We start from the raw sequence: 16691 nt of genomic DNA, 5'->3' as shown, positions 1-16691 counted from the left end.
GTCTCAACCGAAGCCAGGCCGGGAGGCATAGTGGGACCCCTTGCAGGCATACGTGTCGTCGAGTTCGTGGGCCTCGGCCCCGGCCCCTTCTGCGGCATGCTGCTCGCCGACCTCGGCGCGGACGTGCTGCGGATCGACCGCGCCGACACCGCCCGCAAGGGCTTCGACGGCCCGTCCCGCAACCCGATGAACCGCGGCAAGCGCTCCGCGGCGCTGGACCTCAAGTCGCCCGACGGCGTCGCCACCGCGCTGCGCCTGATCGCGGAGGCGGACGCCGTCGTCGAGCCGTTCCGGCCGGGTGTGATGGAGCGCCTCGGCCTGGGCCCCGACGTCTGCCTGGAGCGCAATCCGCGCCTGGTGTACGGCCGGCTCACCGGCTGGGGCCAGGACGGCCCGCTCGCCAAGGCCGCCGGACACGACATCGACTACATCGCGCTGGCCGGCATGTTGGAGCCGATCGGCCGCGCGGGGCAGCCGCCGAGCATTCCGCTCAACCTGGTCGGCGACTTCGGCGGCGGCGGGCTGCTGCTCGCGTACGGCCTGGTCAGCGCGTTGCTTTCGGCATGGCGCAGCGGGCAGGGCCAGGTCGTGGACGCCGCGATGATCGACGGCGCGGCGCTGCTCGGCGCGACGTGGTTCACGATGGCCGCGAGCGGTGGACTCGGCCCTCGCGGCACCAACATGCTCGACGGCGGCGCGCCGTTCTACGACGTGTACGAGACGTCCGACGCCAAGTACGTCGCGGTCGGTTCGATCGAGCCGCAGTTCTGGGCCGAACTCCTGGCCCGCCTCGGCCTGTCCGAGGACCCGGTCTTCGAGAAGCAGTACGACCGCACGGCGTGGCCCGCGATGAAGGCCCGTTTCGCCGAGGTGTTCGCGACCCGCACCCGCGACGCGTGGTGCGAACTCCTCGAAGGCACCGACGCGTGCTTCGCGCCCGTGCTGGCACCGGCCGAGGCCCCGGCCCACCCGCACCACGTCGCGCGGGGGGCGTTCCACGACGTCGGGGGCCTGCCCGAGCCGGCCCCGGCGCCGCGCTTCGGCGGAACTCCCGCCGCGGTTCCGGCGCGTCCGGTCAACCCGGGCCCGGCCGAGGACGGCGGCGACACCGACGCCGCGCTCGCCGCCTGGGGCCTGCCGGCCGACGAGATCGCCCGCCTGCGCGCGGCCGGCGCCGTGGTCTGACCCGACTCAGCGATCCAGCAAGGAGACCGATGGACATCCACGAGGCGCTCTACACGACACGTGCCATGCGCCGGGTCACGGCGGAGCCCGTTCCGCTCGACGTGCAGGCCCGCATCCTCGATGCCGCGGTCCGCGCGCCCAGCGGCGGCAACTCGCAGAGCTGGCGGTTCCTTCTCGTCGACGACCCGGGCGTGAAGGCGCAGATCGGCCCGCTGTACCGGGAGGCGATGGCCAACCTGTGGAAGACCCTGTACGCCCCCAGGATCGCCGCCGCCGAGGCCGATCCGGACTCCGCCGAGTCCAGGCAGTTCATCCGCGTGCAGCGGTCGTCGCAGTGGCTCGCCGACAATTTCGAGCAGGTCCCGCTGTTCCTGTTCGGCTTCGCGCAGCACGACTCGACCGGCGGCTCGATCTTCCCTGCCGTGTGGAGCGCGCAGTTGGCGGCCCGCGCGGACGGTGTCGGGTCGGCGCTGACGGCCGTGCTGGGCATCGCGCACCGCGACGAAGTCGCCCGCATCCTGGGTGTTCCGGCCGACGAGCGCTGGCACATGGCGTGCTGCGTGTCGTTCGGCTACCCGACCGGAAAGTGGGGGGTCGCGGCGCGTACGCCCGCGCACGAGGTCGCGTACCGCAACGCGTGGGGCGCGCCGGTCGGTTTCGAGGTCCCGGCGCCGCTGTGGCCCGCCACGTCCGAGCCCACCACTTTCGAGGAGAACAAGTGACCACCACCGAGCTTCCGTTGTCGGGTTCCGCCGCGTTCGTGTCGGGCGGCGGCAGCGGCATCGGCCTGGGCTGCGCGCTGCGGTTCGCCGCCGACGGTGCGCACGTGACGATCGCGGGCCGCAGCGAGGACCGCCTCAAGGGCGCGGTCGCGGAGATCGAGAAGGTCGCGGCGCCCGGTGTGCGGGTCGGGTACGCGGTCGCCGACGTCACCGACGAGGCGCAGACCAAGGCGGCCGTGGACCAGGCCGCTTCGCTCGGTCCGCTCAAGGCGGTCGTGGCGTCGGCCGGCGGTAACTCGACGATGGGCCCGATCACCCAGATCGACACGCAGCGCTGGCGCGACACCGTCGAACTCAACGTCACCGGAACGATGTTGGTGCTCAAGCACAGCGCGCGGCACATGGTGCGCGGCGGGGGCGGCTCGTTCGTGGCGATCTCGTCGGTCGCGTCGTCGAACACGCACCGCTGGTTCGGCGCGTACGGCGTCTCCAAGGCCGGGATCGACCACCTCGTGCAGTTGGCCGCCGACGAGTTGGGGGCGAGCGGCGTACGCGTCAACAGCATCCGCCCCGGCCTGGTGCGCACCGACATGGTGCAGATGATCACCGACGGCGGGCCGCTGCTGGACGACTACCTCCAGTGCACGCCGTTGGGCCGGTTCGGCGAGACCGAGGACATCTCGGCGCTCGCGGCGTTCCTGGTGGGTCCGCAGTCGACGTGGATCACCGGGCAGGTCGTCAACGTGGACGGCGGCCACCACCTGCGCCGCGGCCCGGACTTCACCAGTGTCCTGGAGCCCGTGTTCGGTCCTGAGGGCCTGCGCGGCGTCGTGGCCGAGGGGAGCTGAGCACGTGGCACCGGCGTTCAATCTCGCGGACCTGTTCGAGGTCGTCGCGGACGCGTGTCCGGACCGCACTGCCCTGGTCGCGGGCGAGGTACGGCTGAGCTACCGCGAACTGGACGAGCGCGCCAACCGGGTGGCGCACGCGTTCGCGGCCGCCGGCCTCGAACCGGGCGACCACGTGGGCGTGTACGCCCGCAACCGTGCGGAGTGGCTGGAGGCGATGATCGGCGCGTTCAAGGCGCGCACCGTGCCGATCAACGTGAACTTCCGGTACGTCGAGGACGAGTTGCGCTACATCTTCGACAACGCGGACCTCAAGGCCCTGGTCGTCGAGCGCGAGTACCTGCCCAAGGTCGCCACGGTTTCTCCCGACTCCCCGCTGCTGCGCACGGTGTTCACCCTGGAGGACGGCACCGACGGCGGCCCCGAGGCGCTGACCGGCGCGGACGGGCGCGCCGTCGCGCTGGTCGACTTCGAGAAGGCGCTCGACGCGGCCTCCCCGGACCGCGACTTCGGCCCGCGTTCCCCCGACGACCGCTACATGGTCTACACGGGCGGGACCACCGGCTTCCCCAAGGGCGTCGAATGGCGTGCCGAGGACATCTTCTGCTCGGCGATGGGCGGCGGCAACTTCGGTGGCGAACCGATAGCGGAGCCGGGCGAGTTGGCGCGCAAGGCCGAGTCGCCCGCGGCGGTGCAGATGCTCACGACGCCGCTGATGCACGGCAACGGCCAGTGGGTCACCTGGATCACGCTGATGGGTGCGGGGACCGCGGTGTTGTGGACCGGCCACCGCTACGACCCGGCGGAGATCCTGCGTACCGTCGAGCGCGAGCGCGCGGTGACGATGATGCTGGTCGGGGACGCGATGGCGCGTCCGATCGCGGACGAGCTCGCGAAGGGCGGGTACGACGCGTCCAGTCTGCGCGTGATCGGCTCGGGCGGCGCGCTGCTGTCCCCGGCGGTCAAGGAGCAGTTGCGCGGTCTGCTGCCGGACCTCTACATCTCCGACGGCTTCGGGGCCTCGGAGTTCGGCGCGGGCAGCGCGCAGAACGCCGCGGGCCGGTTCCCGCTCAAGCCGCAGACCGCGGTCCTCGGTGACGATCTCCGCCCGGTGGGCGTGGGGGAGACCGGCCGGATGGCGCGGACCGGGTACATCCCGGTCGGCTACTACAAGGACCCGGACAAGACCGCGGCGACCTTCCCGGTCGACCCGGACGGCGTGCGCTGGGTGGTGCCCGGCGACTACGCACGGGTCGAGGACGACGGCACGGTGACCCTGCTCGGCCGCGGTTCGGTGTGCATCAACACCGGTGGCGAGAAGGTGTATCCGGAGGAGGTCGAGGGCGTCCTGAAGGCGCATCCGGCGGTGTACGACGTGGTCGTGGTCGGCGTCCCGGACGCCCGCTTCGGCGAACGCGTCGCCGCGGTGGCCTCGGTGCGCGAGGGGCACGCCGTCACGATCGACGAACTGGCCGAGCACAGCCGTACGTTGATCGCCGGCTACAAGGTTCCGCGGGACCTGGTCGTGGTCGACGCGGTCCCGCGCTCCCCGGCCGGCAAGCCGGACTACCGGTGGGCTAAGGACGTGGCGGTCAAGGCGTCGCAGGGGGCCGGCGCCTCGTAGTCGTCCGGCAGGTCCGGACGTGCGGTCAGACGCGGAGGTTGCCGCCGGGGTCCGCCTCGGCGGCCGCTTCGCGCGGGTCGCGGTAGCGCTGCGTCTCCAGGACCCCGGCGACCGTCAACACCGCCACGATCGCCGCGACTTCGGCGAGGGCCGAGGCGAACATGCCGAGCGGGATGGTCGCGGCGAGGGACAGGACGGCGCCGACCCGGTAGCTGTTCGGGTGGATGCGGAAGGTGAACCGGGTCACCACGTTCGCGGCCAGGAACAGCGCGAGTCCGCCGGCGAGCGAGCAGGCCTGGGCGGCGTCGAGGCGGTCCGCCGGGTGGGCGACCGCGCTCTTGACCCCGGCGGCGAACAGCAGGATGCCGAGCAGCAGCGCGTAGTGGCCGTACCCGTAGACGGTCAGGGCACGCAGGCTGCGGGCCCGCAGCGGCATGGCGTCCATCGCCTCGGCGGTGCGCGATTCCTCGTCGTCGCCGAAGTACGCCCACCACAGCGCGAAGCAGAGCATGAGGGTGAGCACCGCGGTGGCGATCAGCTTGAGGTCGAGCTCCAGGCCCTGCGCGCCGGCGCCGATGGCGATGACCGACTCGCCCAGGGCGATGACCACGACGAGCCCGTGGCGCTCCACGAAGTGTCCGGCGCGCAGCGGAAAGCGCATCGCGTCGAGCAGGTGCGGCGCGGCGATCTGCACCACCGCGGCCGCGGCCCAGGTGGCGATCTGCGTGGTGTCCTCGAGGTAGGCGCCGACCACCACGAGGACGGCGCTGGCCAGGTTGACCGGCGCGATCCGGGCGAGGGCCGCCCGTCCGGCGCCGGAGGTCGCGAACATCGCGGTGTGCACGAGCGCGACGACCAGGTAGCCCCAGCCGAAGGCGGTCGCGCTGTCGCCGTCGACGAAGGCGTGCGGGATGGCCAGCGAGACGACGAGGAAACCGGCCATGCCGATCATCAGGAGGCAGCGTCGCGCGGGCGTGGTCGGCGGGACCGCGTTGTTGAGCCACACGTGCCCGCTGTACATCCACCACAGGACCGCGAGCATGATGACGACGCGGGTTATCCCGGTCAGGGTCAGGTCGCGGGCCAGCGCCGCGGTGAGCTGGGTGACGGTGAAGACGAAGACGAGGTCGAAGAAGAGCTCGAGGGTGGAGACGCGTTCCGCGGACTGGACTGCCTCGTCCGGTCCGGACTTGGGGAGGGTCACGGCGTCATTATCTGCCCCGCTTCGGGCTGGGGTGCGGGGTACGCGGCGGTAGTCCGCCCCGTACCCCGCCCGTACCCCGCGCCGCGACCGGCTCGTGCGCCGCGGCGGTACGGATCCCGGGATCAGCCTTCGAGCGCGTGCGACTCGAATCCGTCGGGGCCCTTGGGGAGGTCGCCCGCGATGGTGATGCGCTGCATCGAGCGGTGCATGCCGGCCGGTACGTCGGTGGGCACCAGGTGCGCGGTCGCGCGGTTGTCCCAGAACGCGATGCTGCCCGGCTGCCAGCGGAAGCGCACGGTGAACTCGGCGTCCTGCAGGTGCTCGTAGAGCAGCGTGAGCAGGTGGCGCCCCTCGTTGCGGGTGAGTTCGAGGATGTGGCTGGTGAAGTTCGGGTTGACGAACAGGATCTTCTCGCCGGTCTCCGGGTGCACGCGCACGACCGGGTGCACCGAGCGCAGTCCGTCGCCGAGGAAGACCTTCGCGAGTTGGCCGGGCAGTTCGCCGCGCTTCATCGGGAGCGTGTTGTGGTGCACCGCGTGCAGGCCGTCGATGACGTCCTTGATCGGCTGGGAGAGCCGGTCGTACGCGACCGCGAGGTTGGTCCACTGCGTGTCGCCGCCGTACGGGGGCACGACGACGCCGCGCAGGATGGAGCCCATCGGCGGGTTGGGGATGAAGGTGACGTCGGTGTGCCAGCGGCTCTCCACCGAACCGCCGCCGCCCATGCCACCGCCGCCGCCCATCTGCTGGTTGTCGAGCAGCAGGATCTGGGGGTAGTCGGGGAACTGCGAGGGCAGCGTGGGGTGCGCCTTGGTGGGCTCGCCGAACGCCTGGGCGAACGCCAGGTGTTGGGCCTGGGTGATGTCCTGGTCGCGGAAGAAGACGACCTTCCACTTCAGCAGCGTCGCGCGGATCTCGGCGACCAGGGCCGGGTCGAGCGGTGCGGACAGGTCGACGCCGAGGATCTCGGCGCCGATGTGCCCGGCCATCGGGCGTATGTCGAGGCCGAGCGCGCTGTCGGACGTCGTCGGGGTCGCGGCGTCGGATGTGGTCGTCACGGTGTCCTCCGGTTCTGGTGCAGGTTCTGGTGCAGGTGGGCCGCGGTCTCGGGGGAGACGGGCGCGGTGGTGAGGGCGACCGCGGTGTCGGTGAGGTGGGCCAGGAACACCGGGCGCGGGGCCAGGCTCGCGGCCCGGCCGTACTGGATGAGCGTTTCGCGGTTGGCGAGGGCGTGGCCGACGTACCCGGCGAGGAGCATCCAGCGGTCCGCGCGCAGCTTCCGCGGTACGTGGTCGAGCTGTTCGACCAGGCGGGTGCGGACGATGTGCACGCCGCGCGTCCACTCCTCGCGGCCGAGGTCGGCGACCGCGATGCCTTCGAGGAGGCCGGCGTTGACGCAGAAGCGCAGGTACCAGCTGGGGTTGCCGGGTTCGCCGAGGGCGGTCTCGGCGAGCGGGTGCAGGAACGCCTCGACCAGGCCCCGGACATCGTGGCCGCGGCCGTCGCGGTCGAGGTCGTCGAGGTATCCGAGGCGCCGCTCGTTGATCGGCTCCATGCGGTGCCGGAACACCGCGTCGACCAGGGCCTCCTTGGAGCCGAAGTGGTACCGCGCGGCAGCGGTGTTGCGCTGGCCGGCCTGGGTGCCGATCTCGCGCAGCGACACGCCGTTGACGCCGCGCTCGGCGAACAGCCGCTCCGCCACCTCGATCATGCCGAGCCGGGCCGCCGCGCCCCGGCCGTTCCCGGCCACCGTCTCCACGCTCATGGCCACAAGTTAAAGCGCCTGGGTTAATAACTCAAGTGGGTTAGGCATCCGATTCCGCTCCGGCTCCGGGAACGCGTGAGGCGCCTCCCGGGGGGAGGCGCCTCGTGTCGACACGTGTCGCCCGGCGGTTCCGGAGCCGGGTGCGGATTTCGGGACGCACCCGGGGCGGAGGGCCGACCGCGGTTCAGGAATGCATCAGGCAGTACAACTGGTCGCCCGCACGGTGGAGTTCGTGCGCGAACGCGGTCCAGTCGTGCAGCATCCGGTAGAGGAGGTACGCGTCCCTGGGGATCCTGCGGTCCGGCACGGTCGACCAGATGAAGGCCGCCGCGCCCAACTCCTCGTCCGTCGCGTTGCGCAGCACCTCGAGCAGTATCGGCGGGAGCTGCATGACGGCGTGCGCGGGATGCAGCACCACCAGTTCCAGCGGCGGAGTGGCCTCGCGCGGGGTGTCGCCCAGCAGCGACAGCACCATCGCACTGACCGTCTCCGGTTTGACGTTGCTGATGTACGAGTTGCTGGGCCGCTCGCGCGGCTCGCACGGGTCGAGGGGGTCGATGAGCGGGGGGACCCGAGCGGCGGCGGCGCGGTCCGGCGCGCCGAAGTACTCGTACGTCACTCCCACCGGCCGCCTCCTTTCATGCTTCCGCCGTACTGGTGCCGACCTGGTACTGGTCTCGGGGTGGGGTGCTCCGACGTGACGTGTGTGCGACCCGCAGATGATCGTCCCAGGTCCGTCGTACGCGAGGCACGGCGGTTAGGTAACAGGTGTGCACCACTCGTCGGTGTCGGGAACCGGCTTTTCCGAAGGAGCGTCAGGAACCCCCCGGCGGGCTCGACATATCGGGCAAATGCCAGTGCCGCAAAGCCTGGTGGGAATCGGCGGACGGTTCGCCGGTGCAGCGTCCTCGGGGACTCCGGGAACGACGGGGGTGCCGCCATGCGGTCGCCGCGCGTGAATCGGGCCGTCGTCGACCCACGGACCATAGGCCCGTCCGCGTCCTCGCCGCCACGCGCACCCCGCCTGCCCTGAATACCGCGCTGCCCCTGTCCGACTGCCGCACTGCCCTGCCGACACGAGGATTGAGGGACTCGCGCGATGGCAGGTGACGGATCGTCTGATAATACCGGCCGTTTACGCTCGTCCGGCTCCGCCTCAGGGTCGATTTTCCCGACATTCCCGGGGTTGCGGGTCGGCGGCGCGCGCAGTGAGAACATGGCAGCGTGAGCGCAGCCAGTGACCTCCCGTCCTATCCCTCCGATGCCCCCGCGTCCCAGGCCCTGTTCGACCGGGCCAGAGCGGTGACGCCGGGCGGCGTCAACTCCCCGGTGCGCGCCTTCCGCGCGGTCGGCGGCACGCCGCGCTTCATGGCGTCCGGGCGCGGGCCCTACCTCACCGACGCCGACGGCCGCGAGTACGTCGACCTGGTGTGCTCGTGGGGCCCGATGATCCTCGGCCACGCGCACCCGGCCGTCGTCGAGGCGGTGACCGCGGCCGTGGCGCGCGGCACGTCCTTCGGCACGCCGGGCGAGGGCGAGGTGGAGCTCGCCGAGGAGATCGTCGCCCGCGTCGCGCCCGTCGAGCAGGTGCGGCTGGTCACCTCGGGCACCGAGGCGACGATGTCGGCGATCCGGCTGGCCCGCGGGTTCACCGGCCGCTCGAAGGTGGTCAAGTTCGCGGGCTGCTACCACGGACACGTGGACGCGCTGCTGGCCGCGGCCGGCTCCGGGCTCGTCACCTTCGCGCTGCCGGACACGCCCGGTGTCACCGGCGCGCAGGCGGGCGACACGCTCGTGCTGCCGTACAACGACCTGGCGGCGGTACGCGCGGCGTTCGCGGCGCACGGCGACGAGATCGCGTGTGTGATCACCGAGGCCGCGCCCGGCAACATGGGCGTCGTCACACCGGCGCCCGGGTTCAACGCGGGGCTCGCCGAACTGTGCCGGGAGCACGGCGCGCTGTTCGTCTCCGACGAGGTCATGACGGGCTTCCGGGTCTCGAAGGCCGGCTGGTACGGCGTCGAGGGGGTCACCCCCGACCTGCTCACTTTCGGCAAGGTGATGGGCGGCGGCTTCCCGGCCGCGGCCTTCGGCGGGCGGGCCGACGTCATGGCCCACCTGGCTCCGGCCGGCCCGGTCTACCAGGCGGGCACGCTGTCCGGGAACCCGGTGGCGACGGCGGCCGGCGTCACGACGCTGCGCCACTGCACCGACGCGGTCTACGAGCAGATCGACCGCACGTCCCTCGTGCTGCGCACCGCCGTCTCCGAGGCGCTGGCCAAGGAGGGGGTCGCGCACACGGTCTCCAACGCGGGCAACATGTTCTCGGTGTTCTTCACCAACCGCCCGGTGACCGACTACGACCAGGCGCGCACCCAGGAGTCGTTCCGGTACTCCGCCTTCTTCCACGCGATGCTGGACAGCGGCGTGTACCTCCCTCCGAGTGCCTTCGAGGCGTGGTTCCTGTCGGCGGCGCACGACGACGCCGCCGTCGAACGTATTCTCGAGGCGTTGCCGCGGGCCGCACGGGCCGCGGCGGAGGCGACGGCATAAGGCGGAGCGGCGCGTGCGGTGCACACCGCGCGCGTCCGGAGGCCGCGGGTGCCGGCGCCGCGCGTACCGGCGTCCCAGGACCGCACAGGAAGAGCAACCGACGATGTCCAGCAGCGATGTGACGATCGTTCACCTCATGCGCCACGGCGAGGTGCACAACCCGGAGGGCGTGCTGTACGGCCGCCTGGCCGGCTTCCACCTCTCCGAGCTCGGCGTGAAGATGGCCGAGCGGGTCGCCGACCACCTCGCTTCGCGCGACATCACGCACGTGGTGGCGTCGTCGCTCGACCGGGCCCAGGAGACCGCGTCGCCGATAGCCGCGCGGCACGGCCTGGAGGTGGCCACCGACGATCGGCTCATCGAGGCGGCGAACATCTTCGAGGGCAAGACCTTCGGTGTCGGGGACGGGTCGCTGCGCAAGCCGGAGTACTGGCGGTACCTGCGCAACCCGTTCAAGCCGTCGTGGGGCGAGCCGTACATCGAACAGGTCGTGCGGGTCATGGGCGCGCTGGGCCGGGCCCGGGACATCGCGCGCGGCCACGAGGCGGTGTGCGTGAGCCACCAGTTGCCGATCTGGGTGACGCGGTCCTTCGTGGAGCGCCGCCGTCTGTGGCACGACCCGCGCAGGCGGCAGTGCTCGCTGGCGTCGCTGACGACGTTCACGTACGAGGGCGACAAGATCGTCTCGGTCGGCTACACCGAGCCGGCCCGCGACCTGCTGCCGGCCAAACTCCAGCAGCAGGGCAAGCAGTTCGGCGCCTGAGAACCCTCGGTCATTTCGGGCAAATGGTGCAGAAAGCCCAAATGGCGGCGGCGTTCCCGGGGCATCCGCAGCAAAGGGATTGACACGGGGCGCCGCCCGGGCCCGATTTGCGGACCCGGTGCAGAGCCCTCCGAACCCCATGCGAAACTTTTCACATGCTCACACGACGACCGATCCTCCGCGCCGCCGCGCTGACCGCCGTTGCCGTGTTCGTCCTCGCCGGATGCGGCAGTGACGGAGGCGGCAAGGAAGCGAACGCGGACCAGCAGGGATACGTCGAGGGCAAGGGCATCAAGCAGGTCGCGGCGGGCGACCGCAAGGCCGCCCCGAACATCTCCGGCAAGACGCTCGACGGCCAGGCCGTCTCGCTCGCCGACTTCAAGGGCAAGGTCGTCGTCCTCAACGTGTGGGGCTCGTGGTGCGCGCCCTGCCGGGGCGAGGCGCCCAACCTCGCGAAGGTCGCCGCCGACACCAAGGACAAGGGCGTCGTCTTCCTCGGCATCAACACGCGCGACGCCACCGAGACGAACGCGAAACGGTTCGAGGAGAACTTCCAGATCGAGTACCCGAGCATCTGGGACCCGGAGGGCCGCCAGATCCTCAAGTTCAAGGGCGACCTCAACCCGGCCGCGATCCCGAGCACGCTCGTGATCGACCGGGAGGGCCGCATCGCCGCGCGTTCGCTGCGCGCGGTCACCGTCGACGACCTGCGCATGATGATCGACCCGCTGCTGAACGGGAGCTGAGCCGTGCTCCTGGCGGCCGACCCCACCACGACGGTGACGAGCGGGTCCATCCTGCTCGCCATACCGATCGCGCTGTTCGCCGGCCTCGTCTCGTTCTTCTCGCCGTGCGTGCTCCCGCTGGTGCCCGGCTACCTCTCGTACGTGACGGGCGTCTCGGGCGCCGACCTGAAGGACGCCCGGCGCGGCCGACTGCTCGCCGGCGCGCTGCTGTTCATGCTCGGCTTCACCGCGGTGTTCGTCTCGTTCGGCGCGGCCTTCGGCTACTTCGGCAGCACGCTGATGGAGCACCAGAAGGTGATAACCCGGGTGCTCGGCGCGGTCACCGTGGTGCTGGGGCTGTCCTTCATGGGCGTCCTGCCCGGAATGCAGCGCGAGTTCCGGATCCACCAGAAGCCGACGCTCGGCCTCGCGGGCGCGCCTATGCTGGGCGTGGTTTTCGGACTGGGGTGGACGCCGTGCATCGGCCCGACCCTGGGCGCCGTGCTCGGGCTGTCGATCGACCAGGGCAGCGCGAACCGCGGCGCCGTCCTGACGGTTGCGTACTGCCTGGGGCTCGGCCTCCCGTTCGTCGTCGCGGCGCTTGCCTTCCGCAAGGCGCTCGGCGCGTTCGCGTGGGTCAAGCGGCACTACGTGTGGGTGATGCGCCTCGGCGGCGGTCTCCTCGTCCTGCTCGGCCTGCTGATGGTCACCGGGGTCTGGGACCGGATCATCCGCGAAATGCAGGCATGGGCCAGCGGATACACGATCGGAATCTGACGTGACCATCGACACCGAATCCGACAAGCGGGCCGCCGACGCCGGCATGTCCACGGCGCCCCAGCCGGACCGGTACGACATCCAGCAGCCCAGACTCGGACCCGGCGGCTGGCTGCGCTGGATGTGGCGGCAGCTCACCTCGATGCGGGTCGCGCTGATCCTGCTCCTGCTGCTGTCCCTCGCGGCCATCCCCAGCTCGGTGATCCCGCAGCGCACGGTGAGCCCGCTCAAGGTCTCGCAGTACTTCCGCGACCACCCCGGCCGTGCCGAATGGATGGACAGGCTCCAGCTGTTCGACGTCTTCTCGTCGTGGTGGTTCGCCTCCGTCTACATCCTGCTGTTCGTCTCGCTCGCGGGGTGCATCGTGCCGCGGGCGTGGGCGCACGCGAAGGTGCTGCGCAGCAGGCCGCCGGAGGCGCCCAGGCGGATGGAGCGGCTGCCGGCGTACGCGACCTGGCGTACCGAGGCCGACCCGGAGACCGTGCTCGCCGCGGCGCGCACGCAGCTCAAGAAGCGCCGCTTCCGCCTGAACCCGTCGGCCGGTTCGGTCGCGGGGGAGAAGGGCTACGCCCGGGAGACCGGCAACATCCTCTTCCACATCGCGCTGATCGGCGTGCTGCTCGCGTTCCTGCTCGGCAAGCTCTACACCGGGCAGGGCGGCAAGATCCTGGTCGAGGGCTCGCCCGAGGGCTTCGCCAACTCCTTCACGCAGTACGACGACTTCCAGTCCGGCGCGCTCTTCGACGAGAAGAACATGGAGTCGTTCGGCTTCCGGCTCACCAAGCTCGACCAGACCTTCGAGCGGCTCGGCACCCAGAAGGGCGCGCCGCGCGACTTCGAGGCGACCGTCGAGTACTGGGAGGGCGCCGAGGGCGAGCCGAGGTCCGGCAAGATCAAGGTCAACGAGCCGCTGACGATAGGGAACACCAAGGTCTTCCTGCTCGGCACCGGGTACGCGCCCGACGTCACGGTCCGCGACTCCAGCGGCCAGATCGTCCTCAGCGGGCCCGTGGTCTTCCTGCCGCAGGACAGCAACCGCACGTCGACCGGCGTCATCAAGGTGCCGGACGTCAGCCAGGGCCTCCAGCAGATCGGCTTCGACGGCATCTTCACGCCGACCGCGATGGTGGACCCCAGCAAGGGCTGGTATTCGACGTTCCCGTCGCTGGACAACCCGGCGCTGATCGTCACCGCGTACCACGGCAGCCTCGGCGTCGACGCCGGCGTGCCGCAGTCGGTGTTCCGGCTCAACACCAAGGCCATGGAGCAGTACAAGAAGGCGGACGGCTCGCCGTGGGCCGAGGGGCTGGTGCCCGGCGACACGAAGACGCTGCCCGACGGTTCGACGATCACCTTCAACGGCGTCAAGCCGTGGGCCAACTTCCAGATCTCGAAGGAGCCGGGCAAGGAGGTCGCGCTCTACAGCGTGATCGCCGCGATCGTCGGCCTGGTGCTGTCGCTGTTCGTACGCCGCCGCCGCATGTGGGTGCGTGCGGTGGCGGGACCCGACGGGCGTACCGTCGTGGAGGTCGCCGGACTGACGCGTACCGAAGGCGGCGGTCTGGGACAGGAGGTGCGGGCTCTCGTGGACGATCTGCGGGCGGCGGCACCTGTCGTTTCGACGGGAGGCACCGCCGCGGACGCTGCTGCGAACGACGCTGCGGACGTCGGCCCGGACAAGGCGGCGGACGGTGCCGGTGACGGGGCCGTGGCGCCGGACGAGGCGGAGCCGGGGAAGGCCGGGCCGGATGCGGCCGCGCCGTCCGCGGCCGGGCCGGACGGGACCGAGCCGGATGGGGCCGACGCGCAGACGGCCGACCGAGAGAAGAAGGACGAGGACTAGGCGTGCTTCTCAGCGCTGACGAGACGGTCAACGCCGTCAACGAGAACCTGGCCCAGTTGAGCAACTGGTGCATGTATTCGGCAATCGCCGTCTACACCTTGGCCTTCTTCGCCTTCTGCGCGGAGTGGGTGTTCGGCAGCCGCAGCCGCGTCGCGCAGCAGTCCGCGGCGCTCGCGGAGGCGTCGGCCGAGCGCGTGCCGGCCCAGGCCGCGCCCGCGAGGCCGGTGGCCCCGGCCGCCGCGATCGCCGCCGCGTACGGCGGTTCCGCCACCGGCGAGGCCGCGTCCGCGGTGGCGATCGCCGAGCGTCCCGTCGTCGTGGTGCGCGACGCCGGGCACGACGGCGACGGCGCGGACGACGGGGGCGACGTCACCCGCGGCAGCGACCGCTCGGACCGCTTCGGCCGCACCGCCGTGGCGTTCACGGTGCTGGCGTTCCTGCTGCACGCGGGCACGCTGCTGGCCCGCGGCTTCGCGGTGAAGCGGGCGCCGTGGGGCAACATGTACGAGTTCTCCACCTCGGTCGCCCTCATGGTCGTCGCCGCGTTCCTCATCCTGCTGACCCGCCGCCCGGTGCGCTGGCTCGGACTGTTCGTGCTGCTGCCGGTCATCACCACGCTCGGCGTGGCGATCACGGTCCTCTACACCGACACCCAGCAACTCGTTCCGGCGCTGCACTCGTACTGGCTGTGGATCCACGTGTCGACGGCGATCGTGTCGTTCGGCGCGCTGCACATCGGGGCGCTCGCGTCGATCCTCTACCTGATGAAGGACAGCTACAACAAGCGCATGGCCGCCCCGGCCCCCGCGACGCGCCCGTGGGACACCATCATGGAGCGCATCCCGTCCCCCAACTCCCTCGACAAGACGGCCTACCGCGTCAACGCGCTGATCTTCCCGCTGTGGACCTTCGCCGTCGTCGCCGGCGCCATCTGGGCGGAGAACGCCTGGGGCCGCTACTGGGGTTGGGACCCGAAGGAGACCTGGTCCTTCATCACCTGGGTCGCGTACGCCGCCTACCTCCACGCCCGCGCCACCGGCGGCTGGAAGGGCCGCAACGCCGCCTGGCTCTCCCTGTTGGCGTTCGCCTGCTTCCTCTTCAACTACTACGGCGTGAACATGTTCATCAACGGCCTCCACTCCTACGCCGGCGTCTGACCGCGCCGATGCACCCCGTACGTGATCGCTCGACTCGGTACATGCCCACGCGGCACGGCGGCGCGTCGTGAGCACTGGGGTTCTTTCGCCGTTTGGTACGGCTTTTTGGGCTGCGCCGCGCCGCCACGCGTAGCCGTACGTTCCGCGCGCCCGCATGACGCGGCTGCGCGGCGCGGCAAGTGTCAGATGTGGCGGATTGGAGCCGTTGCACCTCACGTGTGCCCCGGGGCCATAGCCAACTACATGCGCGCCGCGGGGTGTACGCAGTTTGAGCGGCCGCACTCGGCGCGTGACGCGCGGGTGCCGGAACGGCCGCGCGGTTCACGCGTACAGCTAGCCGTACGCCGACGACGCCTCGTCGGCTGCCCCGTGTGTGTACGTTCCGCGCCCACGGGGTGTGGGTGTGCGGAGGTTGGAACGGCCGTGCGTGGCGGACGCGTTCGGTCGGGGGGCGCGACGGACTGCCATCCTGAGCGCGTCCAGCGGGTCTTCGTGGTGTCGCTTGGGGCACGTTGGCCACTTTGGTACCGGGACGACTGCGTGTTTCGGATTCGGGGGTGCGATGTTCGCATGCGCCCCTTCTGCGCCGTTGGAACGAGCAACAGGCTGGGGGAGTATGGAACGGACCAGGTCTCGGGGAGGTGGCCGTGGACATCCTCAGGCAGGGGCGCCACCGGGCCCGCGGCGGCGACCCCGACCGGCTGCGTGCGTGGCGTCGGCGTGCCGCGGCCCGAATACTGCGCGCGACGGGGTCGCGGACCGGGGCGGCGTTGACCTTCGTCGTTCTCGCGATCGTCGCCTGGATCGCCGCGGATGTGATGGTGGGCGAGGGGGCCAGGTCGCCCGGCCGTTCCCAGTCCCCTTCGGCGAACGGGGGTGCCGTGCCTCCGGCGCCTCCCAACGAGCCGGGTCTCGTTGCCGCCGCCGGGCCTTCGGCGGAGATCCAGACCACGCCGACACCGGCCGCGCCGCCGACCGAGCAGGCTCCGGAGCCGTCGCCTCCCGCGCCGTCTCCTTCGAGTCCCACCCCGAGCCCGGCCCCGACCACCGCCCCGCCGGCGCCGCGGCCGGAGCCCCCGCCGGCCCCGACCGAGCCCGCGCCGGCGAATGCGCGGACCGCGTACGCGAAGCAGTACACCCTCCTGGTCCGCAGCGCCCCGACGCAGCGCGCCGATCTGGTGGCCTCGCTCCCCAACAACACGCCGGTCACCCTGGTCTGCCACACCACCGGGCCGAGCGTCGTGTCCTTCACGGGCCGCACCACGCAGACCTGGAACAAGGTGGTGATCCCGGACGGGCGTACCGGCTATGTCTCGGACGGTTGGGTGCTGACCAGTGCCGACGTCACGCGCCTGGTCCCCGCCTGTTAGGCCGTTTCCTTCGGATCGTCGTGCGGGCCCAGATGTGGCCGGCGGCGATGACGAGCGCGTCGATCGCCTGGTGCACCCGTCGCGCTGCGGTCGAGACGGGCCGGACATGGACGGGACTTCGAGCGCTCATGCGAAAGGTGCCCAGGGGAGCCGCC

General features: G+C 71.4%; 15 protein-coding genes. 11 read left to right on the top strand and 4 right to left on the bottom strand.

From position 1 onward, the window contains the following. Positions 1-30 precede the first annotated feature (30 nt). Genes ACWD12_RS03625 through ACWD12_RS03610 form a run of 4 tightly spaced genes read left to right on the top strand, consistent with a single transcriptional unit; the run spans position 31 to position 4379 of the window. Positions 31-1185, top strand: coding sequence for a CaiB/BaiF CoA transferase family protein (locus tag ACWD12_RS03625; protein ID WP_450098122.1), 1155 nt, complete (start codon positions 31-33; stop codon positions 1183-1185). Between the two features lie 29 nt (positions 1186-1214). Further along, the gene (locus tag ACWD12_RS03620) at positions 1215-1907 is read left to right on the top strand and encodes a nitroreductase family protein (RefSeq protein WP_450098121.1); all 693 of its coding nucleotides are present in this window, start codon (positions 1215-1217) and stop codon (positions 1905-1907) included. Next, entirely contained in the window at positions 1904-2755 is an 852-nt protein-coding gene (locus ACWD12_RS03615; RefSeq protein ID WP_450098120.1) for an SDR family oxidoreductase, read from the top strand. Before ACWD12_RS03620 ends, ACWD12_RS03615 begins: the two co-directional genes overlap by 4 nt. A gap of 4 nt (positions 2756-2759) precedes the next feature. After that, positions 2760-4379: an acyl-CoA synthetase gene (locus ACWD12_RS03610; RefSeq protein ID WP_450098119.1), complete on the top strand. Its 1620-nt coding sequence runs from the start codon at positions 2760-2762 to the stop codon at positions 4377-4379. Between the two features lie 25 nt (positions 4380-4404). Here ACWD12_RS03610 and ACWD12_RS03605 read toward each other — a convergent pair whose 3' ends face one another. From ACWD12_RS03605 to ACWD12_RS03590, 4 genes are all read right to left on the bottom strand, one after another. Then, the gene (locus ACWD12_RS03605; protein WP_450098118.1) at positions 4405-5583 is read right to left on the bottom strand and encodes a low temperature requirement protein A; all 1179 of its coding nucleotides are present in this window, start codon (positions 5581-5583) and stop codon (positions 4405-4407) included. 122 nt (positions 5584-5705) lie between these two features. Continuing rightward, positions 5706-6641, bottom strand: coding sequence for a TauD/TfdA dioxygenase family protein (locus ACWD12_RS03600; protein ID WP_450098117.1), 936 nt, complete (start codon positions 6639-6641; stop codon positions 5706-5708). Continuing rightward, positions 6638-7348, bottom strand: a complete 711-nt coding sequence (locus tag ACWD12_RS03595) for a TetR/AcrR family transcriptional regulator (RefSeq protein WP_450098116.1) — start codon at positions 7346-7348, stop codon at positions 6638-6640. Before ACWD12_RS03595 ends, ACWD12_RS03600 begins: the two co-directional genes overlap by 4 nt. Positions 7349-7532: 184 nt before the next feature. Continuing rightward, positions 7533-7973 (bottom strand): hypothetical protein, encoded by a 441-nt coding sequence (locus ACWD12_RS03590; protein WP_358362488.1) that lies wholly within the window; start codon positions 7971-7973, stop codon positions 7533-7535. A gap of 599 nt (positions 7974-8572) precedes the next feature. Here ACWD12_RS03590 and hemL point away from each other — a divergent pair. The 7 genes from hemL to ACWD12_RS03555 all read left to right on the top strand — a co-directional run bounded on the left by hemL (position 8573) and on the right by ACWD12_RS03555 (position 16536). Continuing rightward, complete coding sequence (hemL, locus tag ACWD12_RS03585; RefSeq protein ID WP_450098115.1) at positions 8573-9901, top strand: glutamate-1-semialdehyde 2,1-aminomutase; 1329 nt, start codon at positions 8573-8575, stop codon at positions 9899-9901. A gap of 103 nt (positions 9902-10004) precedes the next feature. Further along, the gene (locus ACWD12_RS03580) at positions 10005-10664 is read left to right on the top strand and encodes a histidine phosphatase family protein (protein WP_450098114.1); all 660 of its coding nucleotides are present in this window, start codon (positions 10005-10007) and stop codon (positions 10662-10664) included. 155 nt (positions 10665-10819) lie between these two features. Beyond that, positions 10820-11410 carry a TlpA family protein disulfide reductase gene (locus tag ACWD12_RS03575; protein WP_450098113.1) on the top strand — a complete coding sequence of 197 codons (591 nt, stop codon included), beginning with the start codon at positions 10820-10822 and terminating at the stop codon, positions 11408-11410. Between the two features lie 3 nt (positions 11411-11413). Further along, complete coding sequence (locus tag ACWD12_RS03570; protein WP_358362495.1) at positions 11414-12166, top strand: cytochrome c biogenesis CcdA family protein; 753 nt, start codon at positions 11414-11416, stop codon at positions 12164-12166. A 1-nt stretch (position 12167) separates the two neighbouring features. Beyond that, positions 12168-14009, top strand: a complete 1842-nt coding sequence (gene resB, locus ACWD12_RS03565) for a cytochrome c biogenesis protein ResB (RefSeq protein WP_450098112.1) — start codon at positions 12168-12170, stop codon at positions 14007-14009. A gap of 71 nt (positions 14010-14080) precedes the next feature. Further along, a complete protein-coding gene (gene ccsB, locus ACWD12_RS03560) occupies positions 14081-15166 on the top strand; it encodes a c-type cytochrome biogenesis protein CcsB (protein ID WP_450098208.1) in 1086 nt (361 codons plus the stop codon). 647 nt (positions 15167-15813) lie between these two features. Then, complete coding sequence (locus ACWD12_RS03555; RefSeq protein ID WP_450098111.1) at positions 15814-16536, top strand: SH3 domain-containing protein; 723 nt, start codon at positions 15814-15816, stop codon at positions 16534-16536. Positions 16537-16691 lie beyond the last annotated feature (155 nt).

It is taken from the genome of Streptodolium elevatio (assembly GCF_053592165.1).
The sequence above is the reverse complement of the archived record's forward strand: the minus strand, read 5'-3'. Positions and strand labels throughout refer to the sequence as shown.

Excerpts from the sequence above, each read along its gene's own strand:
- ccsB (WP_450098208.1), top strand. The coding sequence starts at position 14,081 with ATGTATTCGGCAATCGCCGTCTACACCTTGGCCTTCTTCGCCTTCTGC.
- ACWD12_RS03580 (WP_450098114.1), top strand. The coding sequence starts at position 10,005 with ATGTCCAGCAGCGATGTGACGATCGTTCACCTCATGCGCCACGGCGAG.
- ACWD12_RS03620 (WP_450098121.1), top strand. The coding sequence starts at position 1,215 with ATGGACATCCACGAGGCGCTCTACACGACACGTGCCATGCGCCGGGTC.
- ACWD12_RS03595 (WP_450098116.1), bottom strand. The coding sequence starts at position 7,348 with ATGAGCGTGGAGACGGTGGCCGGGAACGGCCGGGGCGCGGCGGCCCGG.
- ACWD12_RS03575 (WP_450098113.1), top strand. The coding sequence starts at position 10,820 with ATGCTCACACGACGACCGATCCTCCGCGCCGCCGCGCTGACCGCCGTT.